This is a genomic window from Streptococcus mitis, assembly GCF_946188585.1.
Taxonomy (GTDB): Bacteria; Bacillota; Bacilli; order Lactobacillales; family Streptococcaceae; genus Streptococcus; species Streptococcus mitis_DG.
Genome location: NZ_CAMHVI010000001.1, coordinates 358,182 through 370,606 on the forward strand (window position 1 = coordinate 358,182; position 12,425 = coordinate 370,606).

Consider the following 12,425-nt stretch of genomic DNA (forward strand, 5'->3'; position numbering starts at 1 on the left):
CTATCACACTTTCTTTCAAAGTCAAGCATTTTTTATCACTTTCTTTCAAATTCTATCATTTTTCTTATTTCCAGAATTTTTATTGCAAGATAAGGGTCTTTATGGTAGACTATTTGAGTAAGTATTGGAAGATTACTCAAGAGGCTTAAGAGGCCGTGTTGGAAACGCGGTAGGCGTGTAACAGCGTGCGTGGGTTCGAATCCCATGTCTTCCGTAGAAGAATATATTTCTAGGATGCGACAGATGTTGTATCCTTTTTTGTATCCCTTTTAAAAAAACAGGGTCTGCTTTAGGGTCTGTTTCTGACTCCTTCTGTGACTCCTTTTCCGCAAAAGAATACCAAGGAATACCAAAGACAAAAATAAAAAACGTTGATTTAACAACGTTTTACCAAGGAATGCAAAAGAATGCAAAGGAATAATGGAGCCGGTGGGAGTCGAACCCACGTCCAAACACCTGCCAACATATTTGTCTACAACCATAGGTTATGTATTCGTTTAACAGTCCCTCGACACATAACTCAAGCCTAGAAACTGCGAGTCTATCAATCTCTTATCAAGCCGCTAGACAAGACTTGATCGTATCTCGCTAATAATAAGACCTGTCATTGAACACGAGCAATCCAAATCGGGTCACGCCTGCTGGTTTTTAGGCAGCTAGAGCGTAAGAAGTGTTATTTTTTGCAGTTATATTTAACTGGCATTTTTACATCTGCCGATGAGTCGCAAAATATGCCTCATAATGCCTGTCGAATCCGTAACGACCCCAAAAGACAGTAAAACCATTATACCTTATCTAACACAAAAATGCAAAAAGGAAATCAACTAACTACAAAAGATAGTCTTTCAAAGCTTTGGTCAAAACCTGATAACCGGGAACACTAAGGTGCAACCCATCAGTTGTATAATCTTTTTTGAGTTGACCTACCTTGTCTGTCAAACTATCAAAAACTGGCACAAATTCCACCTGCATATAGGCAGAAGCAAGCTCTTGATAGGCTTGATTCCACTCCTGTATCTTTTCATTCGTGCGGATATAGACTGTCTGCTTATACTCCTCTCCCTCATTGACTGGCAAAATGGAAAGTAATTTAATCTCTGTCAGTGGATAATCGCGAGCAATGGATTGAATAGTAGCTTCGAGATTATTGAGAGCCTCATTCACAGGCACATCTTTTCCGATATCATTTGTCCCAATCAGAAGGACAATTTTATCTACCGCCCCACCGTATAGATGCGCATCAAGGTTCTCTCGTAACAGCCCTGTCTGATAGCCACGAATTCCTCGATTGACAATCGTCTTTGAAGTCCCAAACAGTTCCTGCAGAGGATAATACTCAACAATGGAATCCCCTATAAAAAGAATATCTGGCTCTATAACTGAAACTTGATTTAAGTGACGATACTTGGTTTGTATTTTGCATTGTTCCTTTAGGAGCCAATTCTCTAATAACTGTACTGCCACTTCTTCATTCTCCTTTTTCTAACCAGTTTTCCAAGACTTGATAAACTCCTCCTTGGCTGTTGGCTGGCGCTAGAGCAGTCGCCACAGCTTTGGCTTTATCATCAGCATTTTCCATCGCATAGGCAATTCCAGCCATTTCAAGCATTTCAACATCATTTTCACTGTCACCAAAAGCCATGATTTGTTGGGGGTTCAAGTCCCAGCGCTTGAGTAATTCTTCTAAGCCCCATGCTTTATGAATTCCAGCTTTGAGGATATCAATGCAACCATAGCCACTCGATACAGCACGAACACGGCCATCAAAGAGGTCATTGATTTCTTCCAAGACCGAACTTAAACGTTCCTCACCAACAACCATACTCATCTTGAGCACACCACCAAAGAGGTCAGATGTTAATTCATCCACAAACTGCATCCGTTGGTAGAATTTTTCAATCATTTCTGGAGTCATAAAACTTTCAAGGTCTGTAAAAATCGTACCTTCTTTGACAAAACCACCCTTCATCCCCGTTACCACAAACTGGTCTTGACACGCTCGCCCCTTGAAATGAGCCAAAGCCTTATCGACAATGGCATCATCCCAAGTCTGAGCCTGAATCAATTCATTGTTTTCAAAAATACGAGCACCGTTAGCAACCACCAGAACCACTCGATCCACCAAGTGCTCCAGCAGTTGTCTCATACGGTGAATTTCATTGCCCGTCGCAATGACAAAACGAATGTCCCTTTGATCCAACTGATCTAAAATCTTTTCCAAGCGTGGAAGATCAAGCTGGCCTCTAGCATCCAGCAAGGTCCCATCCATATCTGTCGCAATTACCTTAATCGTCATTTACTTTCCTCTGGATTTAAGCTAGTCCCACTTCAATCCCACATGTTCGTTCATTTCTTTGTAGGCTGTATCAATTCGTTCCTTAGTTGCTTCATCTAACTGATCACGATGACTACCACCCTCGATAAAGTCTTCTAGGACATAGGTTTGATAATGATATAAGGGATATCCTTCTGGTGAAAAAGTTCCCTTTGGTGTTCGATTGACCCAAGTAGGATGAGCTTTAGCTGTTTCAATAGTTGTTTGTCCATCTTTTTTCTTGACAGTTACATCCATAAGAACACCACGCTCAGTCCACTTCGCATTGTCTACACCAGTCATTGTTTCAATACGTTGGTTAGAGATAAAGTTTCCCATAGAATAGATGATAAGTTTTTTCTCTCCATCTTTTTCAACAGTCTCTGATGGCTCAACTACGTGTGGATGGCCTCCAAAGATAATATCCGCTCCCCAATCAATCATCTTGTGGTACAAAGCCTTTTGCTCTTCAGTCGGTTCTATGCGATACTCAACACCCATCTGAGGCATGATAACAGTAATATCCGCTTCCTTCTCTGCCCGTTCAATTTCAGCCTTCATCTTATCTTCGTTTAGGTCTGAAAGATAGCGGTTATAGTCTTCTTGCGAAATACTTTGCTCAATTCCATTAAATCCATAAGAATAAGCCAAAAGTGCAACCTTGATACCGTTCACTTCCTTGATAACGAGTGGAGCTTGATCACGTGACTCGTGCGTATAAACTCCAATAGGTGTCATTCCTGCCTTTTCAATTGCATCTGCCGTTGAAATAACTCCTTCAATTTGCGAATCTAAAACATGATTATGGGCTAAATCTAAAACATGATACCCAGCATCTTTAATAGCATCCATTACTTGAACAGGAGCATTAAATAAAGGATAACCAGCTAGATAATGATCTTTATTAATGGTCCCTTCAAAATCACCTATAGCCAAATCTGCCTGCTTAAGCCAAGGAGTTACGTATTCAAAATTCTCATGAAAATCATAGCTGCCATCTTCCTTTTTAGCTGACATATAGATAATATCATGGTAAAGTAAATCTCCATGGGCCATAATACGAGCACTTGTTTCTTCTTCCCGATCTTTAGCATTTTGGTTCGTCTTATTTGCTTCTTGAGAAATGGCATCCTTTTTTTGACTGGTTAAAGGGATTCCTTGGAAACTTTCAAACAACAAGACCAAGCCCATTGATAAAGCAACTGCTAGCAAAAGTATCGCCACAAATCCCTTATTACTCCACTTGCGATAACTCCTAAAAAAGTTTACAAACCCCCTCATAAAACGAAAAACTGGTCCACGTTTATGTCTATCCTGTCTTCTTTGCATCTTCATTCTCCCTACTTTCTAATGCAAGCCTTTTCTTTTTATTATATCATAGATAAGTAATTCTTTCACAATTGAATTGAACTTCCTATCTATTTTCTATAAATCCTAAAGGCTGTAATACTTTCAATCCTTGTCATTTTGTGATATCATGTAGAGGTAATGAAAGGAGAGAAAATGTCTGCAATAGAACGTATTACAAAAGCTGCTCACTTAATTGATATGAAAGATATTATCCGCGAGGGAAATCCAACTCTACGCGCGGTTGCTGAGGAAGTCACTTTCCCCTTGTCTGACCAGGAAATCATTCTCGGTGAAAAGATGATGCAATTCCTCAAACATTCCCAAGATCCTGTCATGGCTGAAAAGATGGGGCTCCGAGGTGGTGTTGGACTTGCTGCTCCTCAATTAGATATCTCAAAACGTATTATCGCTGTTTTGGTACCAAACATTGTTGAAGAAGGTGAAACTCCGCAGGAAGCCTACGACTTACAAGCCATTATGTACAATCCAAAAATCGTCTCTCACTCTGTTCAAGACGCTGCTCTTGGCGAAGGAGAAGGTTGCCTCTCTGTTGACCGCAATGTGCCTGGCTATGTTGTTCGCCATGCTCGCGTTACTGTTGACTACTTTGACAAGGACGGCGAAAAACACCGTATCAAGCTCAAAGGCTACAACTCCATCGTTGTTCAGCATGAAATTGACCACATCAACGGAATCATGTTTTACGATCGTATCAATGAAAAAGACCCATTTGAAGTTAAAGATGGTCTACTGATTCTTGAATAAATAAAATCCCGTTGCAAGACGGGGTTTTGTGTTATAATAGAGGCATGAAAACAAATGATATTGTCTATGGCGTCCACGCCGTTACCGAAGCCCTCCTTGCAAACACAGGGAACAAACTTTACCTCCAAGAAGATCTCCGAGGTAAGAATGTTGAGAAAGTCAAGGAACTGGCTACAGAAAAAAAAGTATCCATTTCTTGGACTTCAAAAAAATCCCTCTCTGAGATGACTGAAGGTGCTGTCCACCAAGGTTTCGTTCTACGAGTATCCGAATTTGCCTATAGCGAACTGGACCAAATCCTTGCCAAAACACGCCAAGAAGAAAATCCACTTCTATTGATTCTGGATGGGTTAACTGACCCTCATAATCTAGGTTCCATCTTGAGAACAGCTGATGCGACCAACGTTTCAGGTGTCATCATTCCCAAGCACCGTGCTGTCGGAGTTACTCCTGTCGTTGCCAAAACGGCCACAGGTGCTATTGAACACGTTCCAATTGCCCGTGTGACTAATCTGAGCCAAACTCTAGATAAACTCAAGGATGAAGGTTTCTGGACCTTTGGAACGGATATGAATGGCACTCCTTGCCACAAGTGGAATACAAAAGGGAAAATTGCCCTCATCATTGGAAATGAAGGAAAAGGCATCTCTAGCAACATCAAAAAACAAGTCGATGAAATGATTACCATTCCGATGAATGGCCATGTCCAAAGCCTTAATGCCAGTGTTGCTGCAGCTATTCTCATGTACGAAGTTTTTCGAAATAGACTATAAAAAAAAGTTTCCAGTCATCTGATTGGAAACTTTTTTATGATTAACTATGTTCTGTGATAAATTTATAGGCTTCTTGACCAGCGATAGCTCCATCTCCAACTGCTGTTGTTACTTGGCGAAGGTCTTTCAAGCGAACATCTCCAACTGCAAAAATACCGTCAACTGCAGTTTTCATGTGGTTATCTGTCACAATCCAGCCTGCCTGATCTTGGATATTCAATTCTTTAACAAAATCGCTAAGAGGGTCCAATCCAACATAAATAAAGACACCACCGAAGGCTTGTTCTGTCACTTGACCTGTTTTCACATTTTCAAATACGACAGATTCTACTCGGTTTTCGCCCTTGATTTCCTTTACTACAGAATCCCAGATAAAGCTTATTTTCTCATTCGCAAAGGCGCGGTCTTGTAAAACCTTTTGAGCACGAAGTTGATCACGACGGTGAACAATGGTCACAGTCTTAGCAAAACGAGTCAAGAAGAGGGCTTCTTCAACAGCTGAATCTCCGCCACCAACTACCAACAAATCTTGGTCACGGAAGAAAGCACCATCACACACGGCACAGTATGAAACACCACGACTATTCAGTTCTTCTTCTCCAGGTACTCCCAAAGGACGGTGTTTAGAGCCAGTCGCTACGATAACGGTACGAGTTTCATATGTTTGGTCATCGGTCATCACTATTTTAAAATCACCATGGTCTTCTACATTTTCAACATAACCATAAATGTGCTCAACACCAAGATTTTCAAGCGGTTCAAACATCTTTTCTGCCAATTCTGGCCCACTAATATTAGCATATCCTGGGTAATTTTCGATATCAGAGGTGTTATTCATCTGACCACCTGGCAGACCACCTTCAATCAAGGCTACTTTTAGATTGCTTCGAGCAGCATACAAGGCTGCAGTCATTCCTGCAGGACCAGCACCGATAATAATAGTATCGTACATATAGATTCCTTCTTTCTTGTTGTAACTATCTTTATTCTAACTCTTTCTTGTCAATCAAGCAAGGATTATGCCTTGAAAACAAGAATTAAACTCATAACCGCAAAGGATAATACTGGAACAACCAATACTCCAATCATAATCATATCATAGAGATGGGCTTGGCGAGCCTTGGCTGTCTTATCAACTCCCGACACGGCTCTTAGTCCAATCCAAATCCCTAAAAAAATCAGGACAAGGATGGTGGTCAAGATCAAACTCTCGAAATATAAAGAAAATAGTTGCAGTAGCATGATTTCTCTCATTTCTATCTTTTTTAAAGAGTAAACTCAGCTAGTCCAGCTAACTGAGTTTTTCTTTATCTATTATATCAAATATAAGTCCGTTTGTAACTAGCAAAGAATTCTTTTGTCCGCTCTTCTTTAGGATGGTGGATAATCTCATCTGGAGTTCCAGACTCAATGATTTTCCCCTTATCTAAGAAGAGAATCTTGTCAGCCACTTGAGCTACAAAAGACATGTCATGACTGACCAAAATCATGGTCTGACCTGACTTCGCAGCATCTGCAATAGACTTTTCTACTTCTCCGACCAATTCTGGGTCAAGAGCTGAAGTTGGTTCGTCTAACAGCAATACATCTGGTTTCATCGCAAGAGCACGCGCCAAGGCAACCCGTTGCTTCTGTCCACCTGATAAATGGCGAGGGTAATGGTTTTCACGGTCCGAAAGCCCAACCTTAGCCAACTCTTCCTTGGCAATCTTAGTCGCTTCTTGGTCAGATAATTTCTTAACCACAACCAAGCCTTCTTTCACATTATCAAGTGCTGTTCGGCGTTCAAACAAATTAAACTGTTGAAAAACCATAGACAACTTACGACGAAGGGCAAGGATTTCTTCTTGAGTGATTTTAGAAAAATCAACTGAGAAATCATCAATCTGAATAGAGCCACTATCCGGTGTTTCAAGATAATTGAGACCGCGAAGGAAGGTTGATTTTCCAGCTCCTGAAGAACCAATCAAGGCTACAACTTCCCCTTTTTGAATATCTAAGTCCAGATGATCCAAGACAGTCTGTCCTGAAAAGGATTTGCTTAAATTCGAAATCTTAATCATTAACGAAGGTCTCCTTTCACATCTGCTTGCACTGTATCGGGTGCAGAAATAGCCATTTTTCTCTCGATGAAACGACCGAGGCTCTCAATACCGATATTTACTACCCAATAAACAAGGGCGACGGATATGAAGCGTTCAAAATAGCGGTAATCAGCACCACCCAAAATCTGAGCTTGGGCAAAGACTTCCACAACACCCGCACTAAAGGCTAGAGATGTTCCCTTGGTCAATCCGATTAGGGAATTAATCAAAGTTGGTGTCGCTACCACCGCCGCATTGGGAATAATCACACGACGGTAAACTTGCGCTCTGGTCATACCCAAACTGCGTGCCGCCTCAATCTCACCAGGGTTGACTGAGAGAATGGCTGCACGAATGGTTTCACTGGCATAAGCCGCCTCATTAAAAGCAAAGGCTACAATCGCAAAAGCAGCAGCTGGAATCGCATTGATATTGAGACCAGTACCCCATTGCTGATTGAGGGCTTTCAAAGCCAAAGGAATCCCGTAGTAGGTCAACATGAGTTGCACCAAAATCGGTGTCCCTTTTAAGAAACTAACAAAGAAGGCCTGCAAGGGATATAAAATCTTGACACGATTGATTTTCACAATGGCAAAAAGAAGCGCCAAAACCAAGCCAAAAAGGGCACCACCAATGGTCAACATAATCGTTGTTGGAAGTTGTTGGACAATTCTTGGAATTCCATCAAAGACCGAACGCAGGCTAAAGAGCTTGCCATCTGGAATCAATTGCATCAAGTTTTGGTACCAATCTGATGCTAAAATCGTTGTAACATTCATAAAAACATCCTCTCCTGATAATGATTCATTCTACCATACTTCTGCCGTCAATGAAATTATTTGCTACGGTCAGATACAGACTTTGTCTACCTACTAGTTTATCATACTTTGAAACAGGGAGGTTATATATTTTATCTATCAAAGAGATAAGTAAAAACTATTTCAGTCCCAATTCTTCATAAGCTTTTCGATAACCAATTTGCTTAACACTTCCATTTTCTACTAAAATGGGGCGCTTTAACAACATACCGTCACTTGCTAGTAACTCAGCTGCTTCTTGGTTTGACAGACTTCCTACCTTATCTTTTAGTCCAAGTTCCCGGTATTTGATTCCACTAGTGTTGAAAAATTGTTTCAATTCGAAACCTGAGGTCTCTAGCCAATTTAAAATGACTTCTTGGCTAGGTGTTTCTTCGACGATATGAACGGCTTTATAGTCCACACCGAGTTGGTTTAATTCTTGTTTTGCTTTTTTACAAGTTGAACATTTTGGGTATTCGATAAATTCTAACATATGTTTCACTTTCTATTTTATATCTTTAAAATCTGCACCTTCATGCTCCAAGAGCCAAGCTTTCTTTTCCACTCCTGCAGCATACCCTGTCAGACGCTTGCCTGCTCCCAGCACACGATGACAAGGTACTAGGATAGACCAAGGATTGCGTCCTACCGCTCCGCCAATTGCTTGAGCAGAATCCACTTGAAGATCTTTGGCTATTTGTCCATAGGTCACTGTCTGACCATAAGGAATTCCCTGTAGATAGGACCAAACTCGCTTTTCAAAATCCGTTCCTATTGGAGCCAAGGGCAAGTTGGATAAATCCTGAGACTTGTCTTTAAAGTAAGCATCTAAGCAAGCAATAACTGGGTCTAAAATGGGATGACTAACAACTGCTTCTATCGTCTCATCTCCTAGTCCTCTCTCAAAATGCTTCTGCTCCTGCATCCAAATGCCATACAGATATTGCTCGTCGGCAACCAAAGACAAGGTTCCTATTGGCGAAAAGTAGAACATTTTTACGTACTTCTTTTGCATTATTTCTTCAATTTTTGATAGGCCAGGCGTTCGCCATCAACTGGAACCTTACCAACCTGTTTAAAACCTAGTTTTTCAAAGATATGCTGCATGGCCTTGTTTGCAACATGCGTATCTGAGCGAAAATCTAGATAATCAAATCCTTCAATCAAGCCTTCTAGGAAAGTCTGAGCAACCCCCTGTCCCTGGACATCTGCTGCCACAGCGATACGGTGAAAGACTAGGTACTCTGACTCTCCAGTTTGCCAATTTCCCTCATAAATAGCTTCATAGGCCTCCTCTGGACACTTGGTCACAGCAGCATAGGCTAGCAGTTCTCCCTCTTCCAAGGCAACATAAGCTTGACCTGAGATAATATCATCGATAATAATGTCCGCATTTGGATAGCCATTTTGCCACTGGTCACTACCAGCATCTGCTAAACATTTTTTAGCATCCTCAATTACCTGCATAATGGCATCTACTTCATTTGGAAAAGCTAAACGAATCTCCATCTTTTGTCCTCTTTTCTGACTAGTTTCTCCCATCATAGCATAATTTAAGCCTTTTCACAAGCAGTTAAAACTTGACTTTCTGTTTTTGTTATTTTATAATCTAGTTATTAAAACTAGATAAAAAGGAGTTAGAAATGAAAACTACCTTTTCCTACCCAAAATGGGCAGAAATCCCAAATATTGACCTCTATCTGGACCAGGTTTTGCTCTATGTCAATCAGGTCTGCGCCCCTATCTCTGCTGATAAAGACAAGGGCCTGACAGCATCTATGGTCAATAATTATGTGAAACATGGTTACCTAACAAAGCCTGACAAGAAAAAATACCAACGCCAACAGATTGCCCGTTTGATTGCTATCACAACCCTCAAGTCTGTATTTTCTATTCAAGAAATAGCTCAGACACTTAATACTCTCCAAACTCAAGCAAGTTCAGACCAACTCTACGATGCTTTTGTAAACTACATGAACCAAGGAATTGACCCAGCTAACCCCATTATCCAAACTAGCTGCCAAACGGTTAAACTCTATCATCAAACTCTAGACTTAATCCTTATCAAAGAAGAGGAGGTAATCCAATGAACACCAGCCTAAAGCTCAGCAAACAACTCAGTTTTGGAGAGGAGATTGCTAATAGCGTGACCCATGCCGTAGGTGCAGTCATCATGCTCATCTTACTGCCTATTTCATCCACCTATAGTTATGAAGCACACGGATTTTTATCATCTATAGGTGTATCCATTTTCGTCATCAGTCTCTTTCTCATGTTTCTATCATCCACCATTTACCACTCTATGGCCTATGGTTCGACTCACAAATACGTCTTGCGGATCATCGATCATTCTATGATTTATGTGGCTATCGCAGGTTCTTATACGCCAGTCGTCTTGACCTTGATGAATAACTGGTTTGGCTATCTCATTATTGCTATTCAGTGGGGAACGACCATCTTTGGCATCCTCTATAAAATATTTGCTAAAAAGGTCAATGAGAAATTCAGCCTTGCTCTTTACCTGATTATGGGCTGGCTGGTTCTGGCTATCATTCCTGCCATTATCAGTCAAACGACGCCAATCTTTTGGAGTCTTATGGTAACGGGCGGACTCTCTTATACGGTTGGAGCTGGATTTTACGCCAAGAAAAAACCCTATTTCCACATGATTTGGCATCTCTTTATCCTAGCCGCATCTGCCCTCCAATACATCGCCATTGTTTATTTTATGTAAAAAAGTTGAGAAACTCAGTCTCAACTTTTTTCTTTACACATTTCGATAAAATACTGGTGCAAGCGCACATCATCAGTCAATTCTGGATGAAAAGAGGTTACCAACATATTTTTTTCTTGGGCTGCAACAATTTGATTGTCCACTGTTGCTAGAATTTCTACATCTTCTCCAACACTACTGATAATTGGACCACGGATAAAGGTCATTGGAATCTGACCAACTCCCTTACATCCTCCTTCCGTATAGAAACTCCCTAGTTGGCGCCCATAAGCATTGCGCTCGACCACCATATCCATAGTTCCTAGATGATACTCGTCCTGAGAAGCAATTTCCTTAGCTAAGAGAATCAAGCCTGCGCAAGTACCAAAAACGGGAAGTCCAGAAAGTATAGTTTCTCGAATAGGAATCAGCATGTCTTGCTCACGTAAGAGCTTGCCCATAGTTGTAGACTCTCCGCCAGGTAATATAAAACCCGACAAGTCACTCTGATGTTGCTGAAAATCATCTAGATTTCTGATTTCGACATTGTCTACGCCTAATTTATCTAGCACTTTTGCATGTTCTGCAAAGGCACCTTGCAAGGCCAATATTCCAATTTTCATCTATTTTCCTCGCTCAGCCATGAGAATTTGGATTTCATTTTCATTAATACCAACCATGGCTTCCCCTAGATCTTCAGAGATTTGAGCCAAAATTTGAGGATTTCGGAAATTAGTTACCGCTTTGACAATGGCACTCGCTCGTTTAACAGGATCTCCTGACTTAAAAATACCTGAACCGACAAAGACACCTTCTGCCCCTAATTGCATCATCAAAGCAGCATCTGCTGGCGTTGCAACGCCTCCAGCTGCAAAGTTTACAACTGGCAATTTTCCATGTTCATGGACATATTGAACCAATTCTACAGGGACTTGTAAGTCCTTAGCAGCAACATAAAGTTCGTCCTCACGTAGGTTTTGAATGCGGCGAATTTCCTGATTCATCATACGCATATGACGAACGGCTTGAACGATATCCCCCGTACCCGGTTCTCCTTTGGTACGAATCATAGAAGCTCCTTCAGCAATACGACGCAAGGCTTCTCCCAAATCCTTGGCTCCACAGACAAAAGGAACTTGGAATTCTTTTTTGTCCACATGGAAACGGTCGTCAGCTGGAGATAAAACCTCACTCTCATCAATATAGTCAATCTCAATAGCCTCTAAAATCTGAGCCTCAACAAAATGCCCGATTCTGACCTTGGCCATTACTGGAATGCTAACCGCTTCTTGGATTTCCTTAATCATCTTTGGATCACTCATACGGGAAACCCCACCAGCTGCACGAATATCAGCTGGAATCCGCTCCAAGGCCATAACAGCTGCCGCACCAGCAGCCTCTGCAACACGAGCCTGTTCAGGATTTTGAACGTCCATGATAACCCCACCTTTGAGCATCTGCGCCAAGTTTTTATTTAATTCATAACGATTTTCAGTCATTTGTTTTATCCTCATCATTTGTATTGGTAGCTACTATTTCATTTTAAGTCAGATTAAAATGAAGTACAAGATAAAAAAAACGTAATTGTATGGGTACAGAATAGTTAAAAAACTATCTGACCTTAAC

The 12,425-nt window shown here is 41.1% G+C and carries 16 protein-coding genes, 1 tRNA gene and 1 other RNA gene; 5 read left to right on the forward strand and 13 right to left on the reverse strand.

The genetic code is table 11. The annotated features are described in order from the left end of the window. Window positions 1-126 precede the first annotated feature (126 nt). Window positions 127-214, forward strand: a tRNA-Ser gene (locus N8M66_RS01785). A gap of 204 nt (window positions 215-418) precedes the next feature. Here N8M66_RS01785 and ssrA read toward each other — a convergent pair. From ssrA to N8M66_RS01805, 4 genes are all read right to left on the reverse strand, one after another. Continuing rightward, window positions 419-767: a transfer-messenger RNA gene (ssrA, locus tag N8M66_RS01790) on the reverse strand. Window positions 768-828: 61 nt separating this feature from the next. Continuing rightward, on the reverse strand, window positions 829-1,464 hold the full coding sequence (locus N8M66_RS01795) for an SGNH/GDSL hydrolase family protein (protein ID WP_261045251.1): 636 nt from the start codon (window positions 1,462-1,464) through the stop codon (window positions 829-831). 4 nt (window positions 1,465-1,468) lie between these two features. Further along, window positions 1,469-2,296 (reverse strand): HAD family hydrolase, encoded by an 828-nt coding sequence (locus N8M66_RS01800; protein WP_261045253.1) that lies wholly within the window; start codon window positions 2,294-2,296, stop codon window positions 1,469-1,471. A gap of 21 nt (window positions 2,297-2,317) precedes the next feature. Then, window positions 2,318-3,643, reverse strand: coding sequence for a CapA family protein (locus N8M66_RS01805; protein ID WP_314725941.1), 1,326 nt, complete (start codon window positions 3,641-3,643; stop codon window positions 2,318-2,320). Window positions 3,644-3,817: 174 nt separating this feature from the next. Here N8M66_RS01805 and def point away from each other — a divergent pair, with 174 nt between their 5' ends. Both def and rlmB read left to right on the forward strand, forming a co-directional pair. Beyond that, a complete protein-coding gene (gene def, locus N8M66_RS01810) occupies window positions 3,818-4,429 on the forward strand; it encodes a peptide deformylase (protein ID WP_001272937.1) in 612 nt (203 codons plus the stop codon). A 44-nt stretch (window positions 4,430-4,473) separates the two neighbouring features. Next, entirely contained in the window at window positions 4,474-5,202 is a 729-nt protein-coding gene (rlmB, locus tag N8M66_RS01815; RefSeq protein ID WP_045611907.1) for a 23S rRNA (guanosine(2251)-2'-O)-methyltransferase RlmB, read from the forward strand. 40 nt (window positions 5,203-5,242) lie between these two features. On the opposite strand, the gene trxB is transcribed toward rlmB, so the two are convergent. The 7 genes from trxB to N8M66_RS01850 form a co-directional block, all read right to left on the reverse strand. Then, window positions 5,243-6,154 (reverse strand): thioredoxin-disulfide reductase, encoded by a 912-nt coding sequence (trxB, locus tag N8M66_RS01820; protein ID WP_261045257.1) that lies wholly within the window; start codon window positions 6,152-6,154, stop codon window positions 5,243-5,245. A 65-nt stretch (window positions 6,155-6,219) separates the two neighbouring features. Beyond that, a complete protein-coding gene (locus tag N8M66_RS01825) occupies window positions 6,220-6,444 on the reverse strand; it encodes a DUF4059 family protein (protein WP_261045258.1) in 225 nt (74 codons plus the stop codon). A gap of 77 nt (window positions 6,445-6,521) precedes the next feature. Beyond that, window positions 6,522-7,265 (reverse strand): amino acid ABC transporter ATP-binding protein, encoded by a 744-nt coding sequence (locus tag N8M66_RS01830; RefSeq protein ID WP_261045260.1) that lies wholly within the window; start codon window positions 7,263-7,265, stop codon window positions 6,522-6,524. Continuing rightward, window positions 7,265-8,065: an amino acid ABC transporter permease gene (locus N8M66_RS01835; protein WP_201058248.1), complete on the reverse strand. Its 801-nt coding sequence runs from the start codon at window positions 8,063-8,065 to the stop codon at window positions 7,265-7,267. The genes N8M66_RS01830 and N8M66_RS01835 overlap by 1 nt, the downstream gene beginning before the upstream one ends. 157 nt (window positions 8,066-8,222) lie before the next feature. Further along, entirely contained in the window at window positions 8,223-8,579 is a 357-nt protein-coding gene (locus N8M66_RS01840; protein ID WP_261045481.1) for an arsenate reductase family protein, read from the reverse strand. A gap of 12 nt (window positions 8,580-8,591) precedes the next feature. After that, complete coding sequence (locus N8M66_RS01845; RefSeq protein WP_261045263.1) at window positions 8,592-9,101, reverse strand: methylated-DNA--[protein]-cysteine S-methyltransferase; 510 nt, start codon at window positions 9,099-9,101, stop codon at window positions 8,592-8,594. Continuing rightward, the gene (locus N8M66_RS01850) at window positions 9,101-9,595 is read right to left on the reverse strand and encodes a GNAT family N-acetyltransferase (RefSeq protein ID WP_261045265.1); all 495 of its coding nucleotides are present in this window, start codon (window positions 9,593-9,595) and stop codon (window positions 9,101-9,103) included. Before N8M66_RS01850 ends, N8M66_RS01845 begins: the two co-directional genes overlap by 1 nt. A 134-nt stretch (window positions 9,596-9,729) precedes the next feature. Here N8M66_RS01850 and N8M66_RS01855 point away from each other — a divergent pair, with 134 nt between their 5' ends. After that, complete coding sequence (locus N8M66_RS01855) at window positions 9,730-10,176, forward strand: DUF1836 domain-containing protein (RefSeq protein WP_261045267.1); 447 nt, start codon at window positions 9,730-9,732, stop codon at window positions 10,174-10,176. Next, window positions 10,173-10,820, forward strand: a complete 648-nt coding sequence (gene trhA / locus N8M66_RS01860) for a PAQR family membrane homeostasis protein TrhA (protein WP_261033039.1) — start codon at window positions 10,173-10,175, stop codon at window positions 10,818-10,820. Before N8M66_RS01855 ends, trhA begins: the two co-directional genes overlap by 4 nt. A gap of 20 nt (window positions 10,821-10,840) precedes the next feature. On the opposite strand, the gene pdxT is transcribed toward trhA, so the two are convergent. Together pdxT and pdxS are read right to left on the reverse strand one after the other, a co-directional pair. Next, window positions 10,841-11,422 (reverse strand): pyridoxal 5'-phosphate synthase glutaminase subunit PdxT, encoded by a 582-nt coding sequence (gene pdxT / locus N8M66_RS01865; RefSeq protein ID WP_261045269.1) that lies wholly within the window; start codon window positions 11,420-11,422, stop codon window positions 10,841-10,843. Then, entirely contained in the window at window positions 11,423-12,298 is an 876-nt protein-coding gene (gene pdxS, locus N8M66_RS01870) for a pyridoxal 5'-phosphate synthase lyase subunit PdxS (RefSeq protein ID WP_261045271.1), read from the reverse strand. Window positions 12,299-12,425: the final 127 nt, after the last annotated feature.

What these genes read in the sequence shown, in the direction of transcription:
- def (WP_001272937.1), top strand. Translation starts at nt 3,818, where the DNA reads ATGTCTGCAATAGAACGTATTACAAAAGCTGCTCACTTAATTGATATG.
- N8M66_RS01825 (WP_261045258.1), bottom strand. Translation starts at nt 6,444, where the DNA reads ATGCTACTGCAACTATTTTCTTTATATTTCGAGAGTTTGATCTTGACC.
- trhA (WP_261033039.1), top strand. Translation starts at nt 10,173, where the DNA reads ATGAACACCAGCCTAAAGCTCAGCAAACAACTCAGTTTTGGAGAGGAG.
- pdxT (WP_261045269.1), bottom strand. Translation starts at nt 11,422, where the DNA reads ATGAAAATTGGAATATTGGCCTTGCAAGGTGCCTTTGCAGAACATGCA.
- N8M66_RS01835 (WP_201058248.1), bottom strand. Translation starts at nt 8,065, where the DNA reads ATGAATGTTACAACGATTTTAGCATCAGATTGGTACCAAAACTTGATG.
- N8M66_RS01855 (WP_261045267.1), top strand. Translation starts at nt 9,730, where the DNA reads ATGAAAACTACCTTTTCCTACCCAAAATGGGCAGAAATCCCAAATATT.
- N8M66_RS01840 (WP_261045481.1), bottom strand. Translation starts at nt 8,579, where the DNA reads ATGTTAGAATTTATCGAATACCCAAAATGTTCAACTTGTAAAAAAGCA.
- pdxS (WP_261045271.1), bottom strand. Translation starts at nt 12,298, where the DNA reads ATGACTGAAAATCGTTATGAATTAAATAAAAACTTGGCGCAGATGCTC.
- trxB (WP_261045257.1), bottom strand. Translation starts at nt 6,154, where the DNA reads ATGTACGATACTATTATTATCGGTGCTGGTCCTGCAGGAATGACTGCA.
- N8M66_RS01850 (WP_261045265.1), bottom strand. Translation starts at nt 9,595, where the DNA reads ATGGAGATTCGTTTAGCTTTTCCAAATGAAGTAGATGCCATTATGCAG.
- N8M66_RS01805 (WP_314725941.1), bottom strand. Translation starts at nt 3,643, where the DNA reads ATGCAAAGAAGACAGGATAGACATAAACGTGGACCAGTTTTTCGTTTT.
- N8M66_RS01830 (WP_261045260.1), bottom strand. Translation starts at nt 7,265, where the DNA reads ATGATTAAGATTTCGAATTTAAGCAAATCCTTTTCAGGACAGACTGTC.
- rlmB (WP_045611907.1), top strand. Translation starts at nt 4,474, where the DNA reads ATGAAAACAAATGATATTGTCTATGGCGTCCACGCCGTTACCGAAGCC.
- N8M66_RS01800 (WP_261045253.1), bottom strand. Translation starts at nt 2,296, where the DNA reads ATGACGATTAAGGTAATTGCGACAGATATGGATGGGACCTTGCTGGAT.
- N8M66_RS01845 (WP_261045263.1), bottom strand. Translation starts at nt 9,101, where the DNA reads ATGCAAAAGAAGTACGTAAAAATGTTCTACTTTTCGCCAATAGGAACC.